13 protein-coding genes and 1 pseudogene are annotated in these 18808 nt (G+C 70.7%); 4 read left to right on the top strand and 10 right to left on the bottom strand.

All coding sequences use genetic code 11. The features are described 5' to 3' along the window. Nucleotides 1–8 precede the first annotated feature (8 nt). The 5 genes from OHT21_RS23820 to OHT21_RS23840 all read right to left on the bottom strand — a co-directional run bounded on the left by OHT21_RS23820 (nucleotide 9) and on the right by OHT21_RS23840 (nucleotide 4826). Nucleotides 9–1907, bottom strand: a complete 1899-nt coding sequence (locus OHT21_RS23820; RefSeq protein WP_328770377.1) for a copper resistance CopC/CopD family protein — start codon at nucleotides 1905–1907, stop codon at nucleotides 9–11. Between the two features lie 13 nt (nucleotides 1908–1920). Continuing rightward, nucleotides 1921–2403: a copper chaperone PCu(A)C gene (locus OHT21_RS23825; protein WP_328770378.1), complete on the bottom strand. Its 483-nt coding sequence runs from the start codon at nucleotides 2401–2403 to the stop codon at nucleotides 1921–1923. Beyond that, a complete protein-coding gene (locus OHT21_RS23830) occupies nucleotides 2400–3053 on the bottom strand; it encodes an SCO family protein (protein ID WP_328770379.1) in 654 nt (217 codons plus the stop codon). Before OHT21_RS23830 ends, OHT21_RS23825 begins: the two co-directional genes overlap by 4 nt. 92 nt (nucleotides 3054–3145) lie before the next feature. Next, nucleotides 3146–3895, bottom strand: a complete 750-nt coding sequence (locus OHT21_RS23835) for a YcnI family copper-binding membrane protein (protein ID WP_328770380.1) — start codon at nucleotides 3893–3895, stop codon at nucleotides 3146–3148. Nucleotides 3896–4013: 118 nt separating this feature from the next. Next, nucleotides 4014–4826: a hypothetical protein gene (locus OHT21_RS23840; protein WP_328770381.1), complete on the bottom strand. Its 813-nt coding sequence runs from the start codon at nucleotides 4824–4826 to the stop codon at nucleotides 4014–4016. 224 nt (nucleotides 4827–5050) lie between these two features. Here OHT21_RS23840 and OHT21_RS23845 point away from each other — a divergent pair, with 224 nt between their 5' ends. Next, complete coding sequence (locus tag OHT21_RS23845) at nucleotides 5051–5506, top strand: ATP-binding protein (protein ID WP_328770382.1); 456 nt, start codon at nucleotides 5051–5053, stop codon at nucleotides 5504–5506. 80 nt (nucleotides 5507–5586) lie between these two features. Here the strand turns inward: OHT21_RS23845 and OHT21_RS23850 are convergent, their stop codons facing one another. Next, nucleotides 5587–7029, bottom strand: coding sequence for a polysaccharide deacetylase family protein (locus OHT21_RS23850; RefSeq protein WP_328770383.1), 1443 nt, complete (start codon nucleotides 7027–7029; stop codon nucleotides 5587–5589). 157 nt (nucleotides 7030–7186) lie between these two features. Further along, entirely contained in the window at nucleotides 7187–11116 is a 3930-nt protein-coding gene (locus tag OHT21_RS23855) for an nSTAND1 domain-containing NTPase (protein WP_328770384.1), read from the bottom strand. Between the two features lie 315 nt (nucleotides 11117–11431). Here OHT21_RS23855 and OHT21_RS23860 point away from each other — a divergent pair. Further along, a pseudogene (locus tag OHT21_RS23860) lies at nucleotides 11432–11910 on the top strand (triphosphoribosyl-dephospho-CoA synthase); the annotation flags it as partial. Between the two features lie 223 nt (nucleotides 11911–12133). Here the strand turns inward: OHT21_RS23860 and pdxR are convergent. The 3 genes from pdxR to OHT21_RS23875 all read right to left on the bottom strand — a co-directional run bounded on the left by pdxR (nucleotide 12134) and on the right by OHT21_RS23875 (nucleotide 16939). Next, on the bottom strand, nucleotides 12134–13498 hold the full coding sequence (pdxR, locus tag OHT21_RS23865; RefSeq protein ID WP_328774200.1) for a MocR-like pyridoxine biosynthesis transcription factor PdxR: 1365 nt from the start codon (nucleotides 13496–13498) through the stop codon (nucleotides 12134–12136). Between the two features lie 355 nt (nucleotides 13499–13853). Then, on the bottom strand, nucleotides 13854–15311 hold the full coding sequence (locus OHT21_RS23870) for an aminopeptidase P family protein (RefSeq protein ID WP_328770385.1): 1458 nt from the start codon (nucleotides 15309–15311) through the stop codon (nucleotides 13854–13856). A gap of 116 nt (nucleotides 15312–15427) precedes the next feature. Continuing rightward, nucleotides 15428–16939 (bottom strand): PP2C family protein-serine/threonine phosphatase, encoded by a 1512-nt coding sequence (locus OHT21_RS23875; RefSeq protein ID WP_328770386.1) that lies wholly within the window; start codon nucleotides 16937–16939, stop codon nucleotides 15428–15430. 472 nt (nucleotides 16940–17411) lie between these two features. Here OHT21_RS23875 and OHT21_RS23880 point away from each other — a divergent pair, with 472 nt between their 5' ends. Next, a complete protein-coding gene (locus OHT21_RS23880) occupies nucleotides 17412–18077 on the top strand; it encodes a bifunctional DNA primase/polymerase (RefSeq protein WP_328770387.1) in 666 nt (221 codons plus the stop codon). A 56-nt stretch (nucleotides 18078–18133) separates the two neighbouring features. Continuing rightward, nucleotides 18134–18694, top strand: a complete 561-nt coding sequence (locus OHT21_RS23885) for a hypothetical protein (protein ID WP_328770389.1) — start codon at nucleotides 18134–18136, stop codon at nucleotides 18692–18694. Nucleotides 18695–18808: the final 114 nt, after the last annotated feature.

The raw sequence follows: 18808 nt of genomic DNA on the forward strand, positions 1-18808 counted from the left end.
GGTGTCGTTCAGCCGATCTGCGCGTTCTTGTCGACGGTCACCTGGTCGATGTCGGAGGTCCGGACGGTGACCTCGATGTTCCAGTTGCCCGTCATGGGGATCTGCACCCCGGTCGCCGTCCAGTGCCCGGTGGCGATGCGGTCGGGGACCACGGGCAGGGGCCCGATGTCCTTTTCCTCGAGGGTGAGGGCGACCTTGACCTCGGGGATGTCGAAGGCCCTGCCGTTGGGCCGCTCCACGTAGACATGCATGTCGTTGCCGCCGACACGAGCCGGGTCGAGTTCAAGCCGTGCGATGCCCTTGCCGTCCTGGCCGCCCGTGTCGAACGGCATCTCCAGGGACAGTGCCGCGCTCTCCGGCTGCGAGGCGGCGGCGGTGGCGGCCTTGGCGTCCTCGACCGTGCGACCGGGTTCGGCGGAGGTCAGCGCGGTGGTCACGGCGAGCACGACCACGGCGACACCCGCCTCGGCGAGCACCGAGCGGCGTAGGCCCGAGCGTCGCGGGTCGGCGTCGCGGGCGCGCTTCTCGCGGGCGGTGGCCACGGCGGCCCGCTGCCGGGCCAGTTGGGCCGCACGCTTGCGGTCGCCGCCACCCACCTGCGCGGCGGCCAGCTCCTTCTCGTCCGTACGCTCCTCCACCTCTTCCGGCTCTTCTGAGTCGTCGCCCTCCTGCATGGCTTCCGGTGCCGACGTCAGCCGGGCGGTCCAGCGCCGGGAGAGCCACGCGATGCCGACGAGTACGGCCACCAGTCCGATCTTGACGAGCAGGAGCTGCCCGTACGACGTACCGGTGAGCGCCGACCAGGAGCCGAGCTGACGCCACGACTGGTAGATCCCGGTCGCGGCGAGGACGGCCACGCTGCCGAACGCGACGGTGGAGAAGCGGCGTACGGCGGACGCCTCGATGGACGGGGCGCGGTAGAGCGCTACCAGCAGTGCCGACAGGCCGCCCAGCCAGGCGGCGACGGCCAGCAGATGCAGGACGTCGACGGGCATCGCGATCCCGGTCTGGATGCCGGTCGAGGCATGCTCGGCCAGCGCCCAGGTCGCGGCCAGACCCGCCGCCACCACGAACCCGCCGACGGCCAGCCCGAAGGTGAGGTCCTGCCTCTCCTTCTCGTCATCGCGCTTCTCAAAGGCCCCGAAGAGTACGGCGATGAACAGCGCGCCCGCGGCGAGCAGCAGCAGCCGCGAGACCAGCGCCGCACCCGTCTTGGTCTCCAGCACCTGGCTGAGCAGACTCAGGTCGAAGATGTCCCCGACCTTCCCCGAGCCGGTGTACGAGCCGCGCAGCAGCAGCATGGCGAGCGTGGCCGCGGTGAGCGCGATCCACCCGGAGACCACGAGGCGCTGCACCGGACGCACACCGGCGCCGCGCTGCCAGCAGGCGAGTACGAAGGCCGCACCGCCGACGAAGAGGGTGAATCCCGCGTACGCCACATAGCGCGCGAAACCGTAGAGCCCGCCCACGACTCCGCCGCCCGCCTCCTGGTCGGACAGCGCGACGGAGGTCTTCGAGGGCGCGCCCACGGAGAAGGTGAAGGCCCCCGAGACGGGGTGGCTGTCCGCCGAAACGACCTGGTAGACGACGGTGAACGTGCCGTTGGGCAGGCCTTCGTGCAGATTCACGGCGTACGTGTTGCTGCCCAGCTCGGTGGTCTTGCCCTCGTCGACCTGCTTGCCCTTCGGATCCAGGACACGCACCGAGCCGTCGGACATCGCAACCTTCTCGGAGAAGGTCAGCGACACCTGGGAGGGCGCCTGCTCGACCACCGCTCCCTGCTGCGGGTCGCTCCCGGTCAGTGCGGCGTGCGCCGAGGCGGGCGCGGCCTGGGCGAACAGCGCGCCGGTGACGGCGAGGAGCAGCAACAACAGGATCCGTGCGCGGGGAGCGATGGCCTGCCTCACGGTGGTCCCTCCCTCAGTGGTGCGACGTCGACGAGGACTGCGCGGACGTCGGTTGGTACGTGGCGGACTTCACCGGCATCTCGACCGTGATCGGGTCGGTCTTGGTGAAGCGCAGCTTCACGGACACCGTCTCGCCCTCCTTGGGCCTGTGCTTCAGCTTCTCGAACATCAGGTGGTTGCCGCCGCTCTCGAGGACGAGCCGGCCGCCCGCGGGGATCTCCAGCGGGCCGGCCTCCTTCATCTGCTGGCCGGACGTCTGGTGAACGGTGACGTCCCCGGCGATGTCGCTGGTAGCGGAGACGAGGTCGTCGGAGCTGTCGCTCTCGTTGACGACGGTCAGGTAACCGGCAGCCAGCGAGTCCGTGACCGGCTGGGGCATGTAGGCGACCCGGACCGACAGGTCGGGCGCCGCGTCGGCGCCGTCGGCCGAGCCGCCGCAGCCCGCGAGGGCGAGACAGCCCGCTATGACGAGGGTCGGCGCGACGGGACGCCTCACGGTGTCTGCCCCTTGATCAGCTTGGGCAGGTCCTTGGTGTAGTCGTCGACGGTGGCGTCCTCCCCGTACAGCACATAGCCGGCGTCGGTCTTCGGCGAGAACGCGACGACCTGGGTGCCGTGCTCCGAGACGACCTTGCCGCTCTTGTCCTTCGTGGGCGGGTTGATGGAGATGCCGAGTTGCCGGGCGCCCGCCTGGATGGTGGAGAAGGAGCCGGTCAGGCCCACGGCGGCGGGGTCGATGCCCTTGAGCCACTTGCCGAGCTCGGCGGGCGTGTCCCGCTCCGGGTCGGTGGTGACGAACACGATGCGGAGCTTGTCCTGCTCGGCCTTGGGCAGCTGCTTCTTGGCGACGGCGATGTTGTTCATCGTCAGCGGGCAGACGTCGGGGCAGTTGGTGTAGCCGAAGTAGATCAGCGTCGGCTGTCCCTTGGTCGCCTCGCGGAGGTCGTACGACTTGCCCTGCGTGTCGGTGAGGACGAGGTCCGGCTTCTCGAAGGGTTTGTCGAGGACCGTCGCGGCCTTCTCGGTGCCAGTCTCGGCGGACACCTCGGCGACGGGCGAGCTGCTGCTGTTGTCGCTGCTGCCGCAGGCGGTCAGGGTCAGTGCGGCCGTGGCGGCCAGGGCGGCGGCGAACGTCTTCTTGCGCATAGAAAAAGGTCCCAGATGTGAGAGCTGCGGCCCGCACCGGGGTCGTACGGCGATGTACGACCCCGAGGGCACGCACCGGAGATGTCTTGGTTTCAGGCGTCGGAACGCCGGCGACCGGCCAGAACGCCGTACGCCACGCCCGCCGCGCCGACGACGATTCCCACGATGCCCAGAACGCGGGCCGTGGTGTCGCTGGTGTCGGAGGAAGAGGCGGCGGCGTCCCCAGTCGTCTCGTTGGAGGCGGCCTCAGCGTCTTCGCCCTCGCTGGATCCGCTGTCGGACGCCGACGAACCGTGGTGGCCGTCCTCGGCGGCGGACAGCGCGAGCACCGGCGCCGGGCTCTCGGGCTCTTCCTGGCCCTCCTGCGGTACCTCGATCCAGCGCACGACCTCCTTGTTGGAGTAGGTCTGGAGCGCCTTGAACACCAGCTCATCGGCGTTCTCGGGCAGTGCACCCATGGACACCGGGAACTGCTGGAAGTAGCCGGGCTCGATGCCCTTGCCGTCTGCGGTCCAGGTGACCTTGCTGACGGCCTCGTTGATCTTCTCGCCGTGCAGTTCGACGGGCTTGGCGAGCTTGGACTTGGTGACCTCGACCTTCCAGCCGTCGACGGGCGCCGGCATGACCGAGGCGAGCGGGTGCTCGGTCGGGAAGGTCACTTCGAGCTTGGTGGTCGAGGCGTTGTCGCGCTCGTTCGGCACCTTGAAGTTGACCGTCGCGTAGCCGCCCTTGGCGGCCGTGCCCTCCGGGTTCACGCTGACGTGCGCGAAGGCGGGGGCGGACAGAACGAGGACGGCCGAGGCGGCGACGGCACCGGCGGCGGCGATACGGGAAGCCTTCATGGCAGGGAGTACTCCACTTTCAGCAGTGGTTCGGTGAAAGAACGGGGTTGCGCACGCGAAAGGACGGGCACGCGCGCGTGCCGCATGACAGCACCCCCAGGAGTGGTGGTGCGTCGCGTCAGGCGGCGAGGACGAGGTCCGCGTCCGACGGCGGCCCGCGTCTGATCACCGAGTGCTGAAGAACGGTCGTACGGGGGACCGGCGGCCCGAGCTGCGTCGTGCGCGTTGTGCAGGGCGCCGCCTCGGGCGTACCCGGAAGCCCCGCCAGCAGGGCCCGTACGAGCGCCAGAGCCCGGCGCAGCGCGCGGGCCGGCCCCTCCCCGTGCGCCGACAGCCGCATCAGGCGCCGCAGCGCGAGGTCTCCGTGACGCAGCAGCCACCCGGCGGCGATGCCCGCGAGAACGTGCCCGAGGAGCATGGGCAGGGAGGGCAGCAGTGACGCCGAGGGGTCCGCGGCGGCCGTGATGGCGTCCGCGGAGTGGTGGTGCGCCGAGCTCCCCGCGCCGGTGCTCGCGGCCGCGTCGGGGTCGATCCCCGCGTCGGCGAGGATCCGCCGGGCTTGCGCCGGGCTGATCGCCGCGACGGACGTGCCGCACACGATCCGCGCGGCCCGCGCCACGAGCGAGGCGTCCGCGCTCCCGGGCGCCACAGCCGTGCCGTGCTGGCCGAGCGCGAAGAGGGTGTGCAGCGCGGTCTGGCCGACCACCAGCAGCGCGGCGATGCCCGGCAGCGAGCGCTCACGCCCGGCGAGCGGCGCCGCGACGGCGAAGACGGCGAGGAATCCGGTGCCCAGCGACCACAGCGGAATGCCCTCGCAGGAGGCGATCACGTGCCCGGCCCCGGCCAGCACGACGCAGACCGCGGCGAACGTCGCGGCCCTCGGAACCCGGAGATCACCTCCGGTGCGTGCGCGTAGTCGGGGGGCACTCATTGCGGGCTCATCATCGCACCGGGCCCACGCGCTCCACACAGCAGGTCCGCAAGGTTCCGTACGGACCGGAAGATCACGTTCTGGAGGGAGACGCCCTCATCTACACCGATCGCAACCGGCGGAACATCCGCCGTATGGGCGGCATCACGTCAATCTCGCGCTTACAGTCCGCCCCTTGGGGCAATACGTAACGGTATGTCGAGCCGCGGCCAGGAGGCGGGAGCATGAGCATCTGGTGGTCCCTCCATCTCCGGCGCGAAGCCGCGAGCGTCCCCCTCGCCCGACGCCTCCTGATGGGCACGATGGAGACCGCGGGGGTGGATCCGGATATCTCGTACGACCTCTCCGTCGCCCTGAGCGAAGCCTGCGCCAATGCCGTCGAGCACGGAGGTGAATCCTCCGAAGGACAGCAGGCCGAGGCCTTCCGGGTCACCGCCTACCTTGACGGCGAGAAGTGCCGCATCGAAGTGGCCGACTCCGGCCCCGGCTTCCCCTCCGCACGCAGGCGCGCTCCGCTCCGGCCCGCGCCCAGCGATGCCGAGCACGGCCGAGGCCTCTGCCTGATCGAGGAGCTCGCCGACCACGTCCAGATCGGCAACAAGCCGGGCCGGGGCGGCGCGGTCGTCAGCTTCGACAAGATTCTCAAGTGGAGGAAGGACGCTCCGCTGGTGGCGGTGTAGTGCTGCCGAAGGTGAGCCGGGGCGCTGTTTCACGTGAAACAGCGCCCCGGCTCACTTATGCGGAAGGGCCACTCAGCGCCTCAGAGGGTGGCGCGCAGATGGCTGATGGTGACGAAGTGATAGCCCTGAGCGGTCAGCGTGCGCAGGATCTGCGGGACGGCGGCGACCGAGGTGGGGTAGATGTCGTGCATCAGGACGACATCGTTGCGCTGCGTCGTGTCGATGACGGTCCGGGCGACTTTGGCCGCGTTGCGGTACTTCCAGTCCTCGGTGTCCACGTCCCACATCACCGGCGAGAGCGTGGTCGCGGCCTTCACCTGGGCGTTCATCGCGCCGTAGGGCGGGCGGAAGCAGGTAGGAGCCTTGCCGGTGGCTGCCTTGATGGCGTTGCTGGTGCGGTTGAGCTGGGAGGCGATCTGCTCGGTGGTGAGGTTGGTGAGATCGGGGTGGTTCCAGGAGTGGTTGCCGACCTCGTGTCCGGCTTTCGCTTCGGCGCGGACCAGCTCGGGGTGGGCGGCGACGTTCTGGCCGGTGGTGAAGAAGGTGGCGCGCGCCTTGTACTGCGCGAGGTAGCCCAGCAGGGTCCCGGTCTCTGGCGCAGCCGGTCCGTCGTCGAAGGTCAGCGCGATGCACTTGACCTTCTTGCAGTCGGTGTCGTCGTCGCCGGGGGTGGTGTGGGTGGGGACGGCAGGCTCGGGGACGTGTGCCGCGCCAAGGTCCAGCGAACGGCTGGGCTTCGTCGTCTGCCGCTGGACACGCTTTCCGAAGTCGGACAGCCAGGGCGTGACCGTCTGTTTGGGCAAGGCCACGATGAAGGTCCCGGCGGGTGCGACGCCCACCTCGCTGCGGTCGAAGGTCACCCGCAGTCCGCCGTCGGCGGTGAAGGCCATATCGTCCAGGGCGGCCGTGATGGAGTCCTCGGAAAGCGTGGCGTCGAAGAGGTCGGGGTCGAAGCCTTCGCGGCCCTTGAGCTGATCCTTCAAGGCGCCGACAAAGGCGTCCCGGGAGCTTTCGGTGACAAGCCCGAGGGCCGTTCGGTACGCGCCGGCCTTGCCGTCGTACCAGTACGTCCTCGTCGACAGGCCCGACCCGACGCCGCTGTGGTCCTGCGTGCTGAGCCGGACGCCGAGCACGTCGCCTGAGGCGGCCAGGAAGTGATGGCTGATGTTGAGCTCGCGGCCCTCCGCGGCGTCCGAGCCGCCCTCGCACACCCCCGAGCGGAAGCCGGCCAGGCGCCCCTCCACGTCCTTCTTCATCGCGGCCGTCATCGCCTCCGCACCGGGCACGTCCGGATAGCTCGTCGCGAAGGAGCAGGAACTGTGCTCGCTGCTGTCGCTGACCATCTCCAGACCTTTGATCTTCGACGGATCGACGGTGCGGACCGGCGAGGGGGCGGGGGTGGATCCGGGCCGCCCGCCGGCGGATCCCGTACCCGAGGAGCTGTCCGACCCGGACGTGCAGGCCGCCGTGAAGGAGAGGGCGCCGAGCAGCAGAAACGAGGGCAGCAGAGTGCGAGTGCGCATGAGACCAGAACCTGACTGAGGAGATGGGCGGACGCCGCCGACGGGACGCCGCGGTCGTTCTGGTCACTGATCGTTCAGTTCAGAGGCGTTTTTCAGCGACGCACAGAGCCACCCTGAACAATCGGCCCCTGGTTGATTTCCGCTGGTTTCAGACGCTTCAGTCGCGTTTGGTGCACACCTGCTCGTACGGCGCGTCAGGGACGTAGGTCCGCCACTGCGCTTCGGTCAGCCCGTCGCCGGTGCGCGCGCAGATGGTGCGGACGGCCCGGTCCGGGGCGATGGGGAGACGCTGGAGCGGTACATGGAGGCCGCCGGCGTAGACCGTGCCGCCGTCCTCGGCGAAGGCGAGGGAGCGGATCTCGTCGCCGGATGTGGGCAGGTCCGCCCCTAGGAGTTGTTGTCCGCCGGTGTCCCACAGCCGCAGGGTCCCGCCTGCGCCGCCCACCGCCAGCGTGCCGCCGTCGGATGAGAAGGCGAGTGCCCCGACCGCCTCCGGCTCGCCCTGGGAGGCCGTGTCCGAGGTGCCGGTCAGCGCCCCCGTACGGTGCCGGACGTCGCCGTCCCACAGGGTGATGTGCCCGGTGGAGTCGCCGATGGCGAGCCGGGTGCCGTCGGGGCTGAACGCCAGCGCGGTGACCTCGCGGCCATCGGCGAGCGCGCGCCCGATGACGTCTCCGGTGCCTGGATCGGCGTACTGATCGTCGGAATTCACCAGCAGATCTCCGTCCGGCCGCGCGGCCAGGACCTCCCCGGCAAAGCCCTGCACGGTCCCCGACCGCCGGTGGTTCTCGGTGTCCCAGACCTCCGTCCCATAGCTGTCGCTGTGGGTGGCGGAGCGGGCAGCTAGCAATGTACGGCCGCCGGGCCCCAGGGCGAGGGTGGTGGCCGGGCGATCGGCCGCGCCGGAGGTGTCGATGACCGTACGCACCTTATGCGCACGTACGTCCCACACGGTGAAGCGCAGCCGCAGTGAGGCACCCGAGGACTTGGTGTCGGCGACGGCCAGCGCGCTCCCGTCCGGGCTGAATGCGAGCAGGGGAGTTTCCTCGGCTGACACGCTGGGCAGCGCACCGAGCCTCGCGTGGGCCTGGACCGTACCTGTGCGCGTAGAACGCAGCTCGAAGCGGTAGCCGCCGCCGGACCGGGTGACGGTGGCCAGGGCGGCGCCGTCCGGGCTGAGCACGCTCGCGTCGGCCGGAGTGCTCTGCCACCGCGGAGTGAGCCGGTCGGTCAGGTCGAAGGTGTGGACCGTGGCGCCCGCGAGGTAGCGCAGGAGCCGAGGCTTGCCCGGGTCCCAGGTCAACCCGACGGCCTCATCCTTGGAAAGCTGCCGGTGGAAGACCTGCGTACCGCCGGTGGACAGTCTCCATACGGCGAGTTCGTGATCGTCCGCGGTGGCCAGGAACTCGCCGTCGGGGGAGAGAGCGGCCTGGGTGAAGCCGGTGATCCCGCCACTGGTGAAGTCGGCGACCGTGCGTCCGCTGCGGACGTCCCAGATCAGGGCGTCCGTACCGTAAGCGGCGGCCAGTCGTCGGCCGTCCGCGCTGAACTGCAGCAGGCGGGGCCCGTTGTCCGCGCCGGAGCCGGTGCCGCACAGGATCTTGTCCGCCCTCTCCCAGTCTCCGGGCAGCTGAGCGCCGTCCGCGGTGTCCCACAGCTCGAGTGGCCCGTCGGCGGGGCAGAGCGCGAGCAGACGTCCGCCGGGGCCGACGGCCGCCGTGGAGAGCGTGCGCGTAAGGCCGGTGCTGAAGAGGACCTTGCCGTCGTCCGTACGGTGCAGCCGGACCGTGCCCGGGCCGTTCGTGGGCGCGGTGAGGTACGCGCTCCCGTCGGGCGCGCTGCCTCTCATCGCGGCGTCGCCCAACTCGGCGGCGGGCCTCCCGAGCGGAAGGTTCCACAGCATTCCGCCTCCGTCCGGACCGAAGACGTCGAGGAACCTGGAGTCGGGCCCGACATCGCCCACCTCCGTACCGCTCGGCAGGCGGTAGGTGGCGGTGACCTTGTGGTCGGCCACGTTCCGGGCGGTCACCGCGGTTTCGTCGACGCTGAGCAGGGTCCGGCCACCGTCGGCGAGGAAACGCCGGACACCCTTTCCGACCAGGGGGTCGGTGAAGGCATCGCGCTCCGCTTGCACCAGAGAGCCCAGCAGTGCCGAGCGGGACTCGGTGAGCGGGGCGATCTTCCACGCCGCGACCCCGAGCAGGGCGGCGGTGCGGGGGTCGGTGGAGCGCAGACTGTCGGCCACAGTGGCCAGGCGGCGGGCGGCGGCCTTGGCGGCTTCCACCTGACTCACCCGGTCGCGCTGCCAGGCGACCAGACCGGCGGCCAGCGCCAGCACCAGGAACACGGACAGTCCGATGGTCAGGGAACGCGTCCGTCGTGCGGTGCGGGCCCTGGCCTCTCGCTCGGCGTCCCTGGCCGCGAGGGAAGCGGTGAGGAAGGCGCGCTCCAGCGGGGTGAGGTCGTCGTCTCGCTGCTGAGTGAGGTCCTGGTTGTGTACGCGGGTGAGGTCCTGGTTCGGTTCCTGGGTGCGGTCGTCGTTCGGGGGCCCGTGCCGGTTGAGGTCGTCTTCCGGCTCCTCCGGCCGCGCGTGGCAGTCGTCCGGCTGCCGGGCGAACAGCTCCTCGGCCCGGGCCAGCCGCGTACCTCGGTAGAGAGCGCCGGGGTCGCGCTCCAGCTCTTCCCAGGCGCGGGCGGCCTCGCCGAGCCGGCGTTGCGCGTGCAGCCGGTCCCGGCCCTCCTCGATCCAGCCCGCCAGGCGCGGCCAGCCGGTGATCAACGCCTCATGCGCAAGCTCCACGGTGTCGCCGTCCAGGGTGACCAGACGGGCGACGGCGAGACGTTCCAGCACTTCCTGCGCACCGTCATCGAGTTCGGCCCGGGAGGCCGGACGACGGGTGTCTGCCGTACCTCCCCCGCTCTCGACACCTCCCCCGCTCTCGACACCTCCCCCGGTCTCGACTTCTCCCGACCGGGAGGACCCCCATCCGGGCGCGATGAGCCGCAGCAGAACCCGCCGGGCGATACGTCCCTGCTCCGCCGACAGCCCGCCGTACACCTCTTCGGCGGTGGCGGCGATCGCGCCCCGTACGCCGCCTGTCTCCTCGTACGCCGCGAGAGTCAGCAACCGGCCGCGGCGGCGGCGCCAGGTCTCCAGCAAGGCGTGGGAGAGCATGGGCAGCCCGCCCGGCTGGTCGACGACTTCGTCGATGATCTGGGCGGTGAGAGCACGTTCCACGTTCAGGCCGGCGGAAGTAGCAGGGCCGGTGATCGCCTCGCGCAGCTCGTCCCGGCTCATCGGCCCGACCAGCAGATTGGCCCGGGAGGCGGCCTCGGCCAGGTCACGGTGGCCGGCGCAGTGCCCGTAGAAATCACCACGGACGGCGATCACCACGCGCAGCCGGCTCTCCGGCCGTCGTGCGGTGAGCAGCAGATCAAGGAACCGGCCGCGTTCTGCACGGTCCTGACACAGGGTGAACACTTCCTCGAACTGATCGATGATCAACCAGGTTTCCCCGCCACCGTTCCGCGCGACGAGCGCCTTCTCGTGCGTACGCGCGGGCCGCTCACCCGGAGTGAGCACACGGATCACCGCCGGCCGCTCCGGCCCCGCCGCCTGCCGCAGCCGCGGAATCAGCCCCGCCCGCAGCAGCGACGACTTGCCGCTGCCGGACGGCCCGAACACCGCCGCGAACCGGTGCTCGCGCACCAGCTCCACCAGTGAGACGACAAGGGTCTCCCTGCCGAAGAACAGATCGCTGTCGTCCGGCTCGAAGCGGGCCAGTCCCCGGTACGGCGGTCTCTCGTCCGGTGAGGGGGCCCGGACCTCGGTGTCCGCCTCCCGCCAGCGCCGTTCCCATTCGTCCGGGTCGGCATCCAGCGCCTCGGCGTACGCCCGCACCACCGACAGGGACGGCAACTGCTCACCGGCCGCCGCCTGGGACAGCGCGGTCGTGGAGTAACCCGCGCGCTTGGCCATCTCCCGGTACGGCGGCTTCCCGCCCTTCTCCCTCAGGACACGCAGCTCGTACGCGAGCCGCTGTATAGGGCCGGCATCGGGGTCGACCGGCTTCTCGCGTCGTCCCACCGGGAGCACCTTTCACATGCATCGACCCGCACAGCAGGCGTACAAGCTACGTTTCACCCCATCCCCGCGCAATCCTGCCCGAGCTGCGAAGCCGCCCACGGCGACGTCCGTCACACGTCCACTCTCAGGCCCTTCGCAGCCGCCCATCAGCGCCCTGACGGCTGCCCTCCCTACGTTTCCCCGCATGACGGGAAAGCGACCACCACGGAGACGGCCGCGTCACGGCCCTCACCGCGTGGGTCTCCTCCGCTGCCACATCCACGTAAACGTTTACGCAAAGGCTTACGTCAATGAGTAACCCCCTCGGACGAAACGCTGGCGCAGGCCGCCGTGACCGCTCTGACCAGGCAACTCGCGCTGGCCCCCAAGCCCGGTCTGCCCGACCCGCGCGATCTCGGCGTCCGCGCCACCGGCCAGGACCACAGCTCCCTGCGCTGGTCGGCCAAGGCGCTGGAGCCCGGCCTGGCCGCGATGGCGGCCGCCGCACGCCGTACTGGCTCGGCGACGCCCGAACTCCGCGCCGAGCTGGGCGCGATCGGGCGGTCCACGGAGCACTCGGTAGGGCTCGCGGGCGGCGGCCACCGAGGGGCGTTGTGGGTCCTGGGCCTGCTGGTCGCCGCGGCCGCCCTGGAACCCCGGGCCACCGGCCACGACCTGGCCGCGACCGCCAAGCGGCTCGCGCACACCCCGACCGGAAGGCGCCGCGCCGCCCCTCGCGCGGTTCGTCGGTCTCGGTGATGTACGGGGCCGCCGGGGCGCGAGTCGAGGCCCGGGCCGGATTCCCGCACGTACGCGGGGGCAGTGGACCCCTCAACAGAACCAATCAGCAAGCCATTTCATGCTCCAATTTCAGCATCGACCTGCCCTCTGACCAGCCTCGAGGAACCCGCGTGCCCCTGCCCAGTCGACCAGCGCCCGTGCTCCCCGCCCAGCCCTAGAGAACCCGCGTGCCCCTGCCCAGTCGACCGGCGCCCGTGCCGCCTGCTCACTCATCGAGAAACCCGCCAGCCCGCCGCCTCAGCCCTCCAGCACCCGCCCCAACACCTCCAACGCCTCCGGATAGACCCGCTCTCGAGGCGTCCCGTACCCCACCACCAGCCCCTGTGGCCGCCCCTCACGGGCCTCGTGCCAGTGCTCCCCGAGGCACCCCACCGCGAGCCCCTCCTCGGCGGCCCGTGCGAGCACCGCGTCCTCGTCCGCCACGTCCACCAGCGCGTGCAGCCCGGCCGCGATCCCGCGCACACTCCGGCGCGGCCCCAGCCGGGCCAGCAGCTGATCCCTCCGCCGCCGGTACCGCAGTCGGCAGGCGCGTATGTGCCGGTCGTAGGCATGGCTGGTGATCAGCTCGGCGAGGGCCAACTGGCCGATGGACTCGGTGTGGTGGTCGCTGTGCAGCTTGGCGTCGGCGACCGCGTCGACCAGGTGCGGCGGCAGCACCATCCAGCCGAGCCGCAGCGCGGGCCCGAGCGTCTTGGAGGCCGTCCCCAGGTAGACGACCTGTCCCGGCGCCATCCCCTGGAGTGCGCCCACGGGCTGTCTGTCGTAGCGGAACTCCCCGTCGTAGTCGTCCTCGACAATCAGCCCTCCACGCGCGCGTGCCCAGTCCGTGAGCGCCCGCCGCCGCTCCGGGTGGAGCGTGACTCCGGTGGGGTACTGGTGGGCGGGCGTGACCACGACAGCCGCCGCGTCGCCCAACTCCTCGGCTCGTGCGCCTCGTTCGTCGACGCTCACAGGGGCCACGGATCCGCCGTTGTGCCGGACCACGTCCCGGTGGAAGGGCAGCCCCGGGTCCTCCATGGCGATCCCCCCGGACCTCAGCACGCGTGTGAGGAGCGCGAGCCCCTGAACGTAACCGGACGTGATCACGATCCGCTCGGGCGGCGCAATCACCCCGCGAGCCCGCCCCAGGTACCCCGACAGGGCGGTCCGCAACTCGATCCGTCCGCGCGGATCGCCGTATTCGTACGCCATGGAGGGCGCCGCCGCGATGGCCCGCCGCAAGGCTCGCAACCAGGCCGCCGCCGGGAACGTACCGACGTCCGGACTGCCGGGCCGCAGATCAAAACGGGGCGCACGCGCGCGTGCCCCGTTCCCGGACGCGTCCAGAGATGTCGTGGGCAGCGCCGCCACCTCGGTCCCCGAACCCTGCCGAGCCGTCAGGTAACCCTCGGCCACGAGCTGGTCGTACGCCGCCTTCGCCGTCCCCCTGGAGACGCCCAGCTCGGCCGCAAGCCGCCGGGTCGCGGGCAGCCGCGTCCCCGGAGCGAGCCGCCCCTCGCGTACGGCATCCCGAAGAGCCCGCTCGAGCCCCACCCGACGCCCTGCCCGCGCATCCGGCTCCAGATGCAGATCAACACCGAAACCGGACCAGAAGTCGTCCACCAAAGCCGCCCCCCTAGGGCCTATCCGGCGGATCATGCCGGAGACGCGGGCCCTGGCACGCACATCTGCCGCGTTGTCGTCGGTCGCCGACTCCCCCACGCTCGAATCGAGCTCGCGCGGGGGGACCCCCATCGCGTCGACTCCCTCCTCCGCCTTGCAGCTGCACGCACCAGACCCCGCTCACCTCTGCTCGCCAGGCACCGTGAGTCTCCTCCGAGCTGATCCGCCGGACAGACCCTAGACACACCAAAAGGCCGGGTACCCAAAAGGGCACCCGGCCATCACTCTCGTATCAGCCCTTATAGGGAGGCCATTTCGGCCCCGCGTGACGAACTCGTCCAGTAGTCGCGAAAAGTCAGCCCTTCAGGGACGCCATCCACGCCTCGACCTCGTCAGAGCGGCGCGGCAACCCCGCCGAGAGGTTCTTGTTGCCGTCCTCCGTGACCAGGATGTCGTCCTCGATACGGACACCGATGCCGCGGTACTCCTCGGGCACGGTCAGGTCGTCCGCCTGGAAGTACAGGCCGGGCTCCACGGTCAGGCACATTCCCGGCTCCAGCGTGCCGTCCACGTACGTCTCCGTCCGCGCCGCCGCACAGTCGTGGACGTCCATGCCGAGCATGTGACCGGTGCCGTGCAGCGTCCAGCGGCGCTGCAGTCCCAGCTCCAGCACGCGCTCCACAGGGCCCTCGACCAGGCCCCACTCGACGAGCTTCTCGGTCAGCACGCGCTGCGCGGCATCGTGGAAGTCGCGGTACTTGGCGCCCGGCCGCACCGCCGCGATACCGGCCTCCTGGGCCTCGTACACGGCGTCGTAGATCTTCTTCTGGATCTCGCTGTACGTGCCGCTGATCGGCAGCGTGCGCGTCACGTCCGCCGTGTAGAGCGTGTGGGTCTCCACGCCCGCGTCCAGCAGCAGCAGGTCCCCGGAGCGGACGGCACCGTCGTTGCGCACCCAGTGCAGCGTGCAGGCGTGCGCGCCGGCCGCGCAGATGGATCCGTAACCGATGTCGTTGCCCTCGACCCGCGCGCGCAGGAAGAAGGTGCCCTCGATGTAGCGCTCGCTGGTCGCCTCGGCCTTGTCGAGGACCCGTACGACGTCCTCGAAGCCGCGCACGGTCGAGTCGACGGCCTTCTGCAGCTCGCCGGCCTCGAACGCGTCCTTGACCAGCCGGGCCTCGGAGAGGAAGACCCGCAGCTCCTCGTCGCGCTCCGCGGTCACCTTGTCGGTGAGCGCCGCCTCGACCCCGGCGTCGTGGCTGCGGACGACACGGACCGGCCCGGTCGCCTCGCGCAGCTTGTCGGGCAGCTCGCGGACGTCGGCGGCGGGGATGCCGTACAGCTGCTCGGCCTCGGCCAGGGAGTGGCGGCGGCCGACCCACAGCTCGCCGTGGCCGGAGAGCCAGAACTCGCCGTTCTCCCGGTCCGAGCGCGGCAGCAGGTAGATCGTCGCCCGGTGGCCGTCGCCCTTGGGCTCCAGGACGAGGACGCCGTCCTCGGTGAGGTTGCCGGTGAGGTACGCGTACTCGACGGAGGCGCGGAAGGGGTACTCCGTGTCGTTCGAGCGGGTCTTCAGGTTGCCCGCGGGAATGACCAGCCGCTCGCCCGGGAAGCGCGCGGAGAGCGCGGCGCGGCGGGCGGCGGTGTACTCGGCCTGGGGGATGGGCTCCAGGCCGTGCAGCTCGGTGTCGGCCCAGCCGGACTTCATGTTCTCGGCGAGCTCGTCGGACACACCGGGGTACAGACCGTTCTTGCGCTGCTTGATCGGCTCTTCAGACTCGTCCCCAGTCTCTGGAGTGAGCTCTTCGGCCACGGTCATCCTCCTAGATACGGCACTGGACCCCCTCCATCGTACGGTCGTACGGGAGAGGGCCCAGGGAGTCGGAAGCCCTTTTACATGCCCTTCGAGTCACGTGCCCGCCGAGCGGCTCACTCGAAGCGTGCCGCCAGCAAAACCACGTCCTCCTGTCCGTCGGACGCGTCGAGCTCCTGGGGCAGCATCGTGCGCAGCACATGGTCGGCGATCGCCCCCGGGTCCGCACGCAGCGGCCTCGGCACACTCGCCGCTGCCGCGTGCAGTCGCGCGAAGGCCCGGTCCATGGGATCGCCGGTGCGCTGCAGCAGACCGTCCGTGTACAGCAGAACCGTCTCTCCTGGCGCTGCCTGGAACTCCACGCTCGGCGCCTCCCAGCAGGCGAGCATGCCCAGCGGCGCCGACAGCGACGTCTCCACGTACTCCGTGCGCCGCTCACCGATCAGCAGCGGCGGGCTGTGCCCGGCCCCGGCCAGCGTGATCTTGCGCGAGGCGGGCTCGCAGTACGCGAACAGGGCTGTGGCGCTGCGGGCGGGCTCGGTCAGCCTGAGCAGCAGCTCCAGGTCGGACAGGACGGCGACGGGGTCCTCGCCCTCCATCACGGCGTACGCCCGCAGGGACGCCCTCAGCCGTCCCATGGCGGCCACCGCGCTGGGCCCCGACCCCGTGACGGACCCGACCGCGAGACCGAGCGCGGCGTCCGGCAGGGGCAGCGCGTCGTACCAGTCGCCGCCGCCGCGCGGACCGGTGCGATGCCGGGCGGCGAGCTGGACACCGAAGACCCGGGGCAGCCGCGCGGGAAGCAACTCCCCGGTGATCGTCGTGATGCACGCGCGCGTGCGCTCCAGTTCGACCAGCCGGGCCAGGTGCTCGGCTGCGTACCGGGCGTACAGACCGACGAGGTGCCGCTGCCGCTCGACCGGCTCGGCGGGCTCGTCGTACAGCCATACGGCGGCACCCAGACGGCCCGCAGTGTCGGTGGACAGCGGCAGCGCGTAGCTCGCGGCATAGCCGAGCCGGGCGGCCACCTCGCGGTGACGCGGGTCGAGCCCGTCCTCGGAGAACAGGTCGGGCTGTGCGATCTCACCATCGCCGCCGGGCAGCCCGTCCAGGATTTTTCCGTACGACATGCAGCGGCGCGGAATCGTTTCGATGTGACCGAGGTCGGAGCGGGCGAGGCCCAGGCCGATGGTCGTGTCCGGGCCGAGGCCGTCACCCGGCTCCATGACGACGAGACCGCGCCGGGCGCCTACGAGGGCGGCTCCTGCGCGCAGAAGTTCATGAAGTGCGTCACTCAGGGACGCTGTGCGGACCATCCGCTCGGTCAGTTCGTGCAGCGTCGTGAGATCGGACACCCAGCTGGCGAGACGGTCCTGGAGAACGGCTCCCGGGGGGTTTGGAGAAGGGGCCGCAGAGGTACCGGGGACGGCAGGCGCGGGCGCGACAGTGTGTGTGGGTGCCGGAACAGTTGAATCGATTCCGGCCACTTTCGGAGCGTGAGGGGAGTTCATGGCGTCCGACTTTCGGACCAGTGCGTTTTGCTCAAAAGCATCGCAAACCCCCATGTCATTCTGCGCCGCTAGCACTGTCTCCACATGTACACGTACTCGTGAGGGGATGTCCAGCATTGTCCTGCTGGGATTCCTGGTGTCCGACGGGGAACTTGAGAAAAGCAAAGTTGGCTTAAAACTGCCTCGGGTTACGGCGTATTGCGGTCGACTGGCCTTGTTCGACGGAGCGTCACAGCGGTCGTGATGGGTACGTACTCGGTGAAGGCCAGGGGTGGTTGGGATCCTCCCGGAACCTGGCGACGGACCCGGGCGTCTTAACCACCGACGACCGTGCCCCATCCTCCCGTGGCGGAGGCGGCAAGCAATACGCGCGACAGCAATCGCCAGGCGCCGCCACCCCCACGCCATGCCCATGCTGTTGATAGGCGCAGTATGGACGCGGACGAAGCCAGTGCTCGGCCCATAGGGGTTCCCCTTGTCCTGGACAGGGGTGTGATGCGCCAGTAGGTACGCACAGTGAAGTGATCGACACATGGTGTGATGTGGTCCTCGGTGTTGCCAGGCGTGCAACGGAAAGGAACGAGCGCTCATGCGCGAGATCCTCGGAAGGCGACGCAGGCTCTTTTCCAGGCGAAACACTGGAAGGCCTGAGATGCTCGGCGCGGCCCTGACATTCGCGACCGCATGGCAGTGGCCCGTACTCCCCGGCGTTGCGCCGGACCCGCAGGGGCGGGCGCGCTGCGGGTGCCCCGATCCGGAGTGCACGGTTCCCGGTGCCCACCCATTCGACCCCGGTCTCCTCGCGGCCACCACCGACGAGCGCATGGTGCGCTGGTGGTGGACGAACCGCCCTTCGGCGCCGATCATCCTCGCTACCGGCGGCCAGGCCCCGTGCGCGGTGAGCCTGCCGGCGCTCGCCGCCTCCCGCGCGCTCGGGGCGCTCGACCACATGGGCATGCGCCTCGGCCCGGTGATCGCGTCCCCCACGCGCTGGGCGCTGCTAGTGAAGCCGTACTCCTTCGAGCAGCTGGGTGAGCTGCTGTACGCAAAGGACTTCGTGCCCGGCTCGCTGCGCTTCCACGGGGAGGGCGGCTATCTCGCGCTGCCGCCGTCCGAGACCGGACAGGGCCAGATCCGCTGGGAGCGGGCAGCGCTGCCCGGCTCGGCCGCGCCCTGGGTGCCCGATGTGGAGGCCGTCGTGGACGCCGTGGTGGAGGCCCTCACTCGTCCGGGTGTGAGCGCACCCGAGTTGTAGGGGAATCGGGCGCGCGGCGAACCGAGCGCCCCCTCTTGGTCGTTATCGTCCTTTTCATGCTGTTTTTCTCCGGCGGGCGACCTCCGGGCTTCCGAAGAGTTCGTCTGCCGACACTGACGGGCGTTGCCGTGCTCGCGGCCACGCTGCCGCTGGCCGTGGCCTCCGCCGGGCCCGCAGGGCAGGAGGGTCCCGCGGCCGTACGTACCTCTGAACGCGTCTCCGACAAGGCGGCCGCATCGCGGCCCGGCCCGCTCAGAAGTCCGCTGTTGCTCGGCCGGGATCCCGTCGGCACCTCCCACTGCGGACCCGAACTCGCCTCCTCCGACGGCATCGAGGCGCAGACCTGCGTACTGACCCAGGGGCGGGACACCTGGGCGCGGACGTACTACCGCAATGCGACCGGCGACGACCTCACCGCCGTACTGACCCTCATGGCGCCCGGCGGGCGTACCGTCCGGATGCACTGCGCGGTGGGCGCGGACGACGAGCCAGGGGCGTGCGAGACGCCTCGGGAGCGCACGATCGGGGACGCGCGGGCGTACACGGCGGTGGTGGAATTCGCGGCGGGCGCTGAGGGGCCTCTGCTGCTGCGCTCGGGGAGCGAATCGGCTGTGTAGGGGCTCAACTCGCCTGGGGGGCGGGCGGGTTGGGGCGCGCGTCAAGGGCGGGCCGGGATCCGGAAACGCAAAGACCCGGTTGCTGGCGACGGGGGATGCACCAGCAACCGGGCT

This window comes from Streptomyces sp. NBC_00286 (genome assembly GCF_036173125.1).
Classification (GTDB): domain Bacteria; phylum Actinomycetota; class Actinomycetes; order Streptomycetales; family Streptomycetaceae; genus Streptomyces.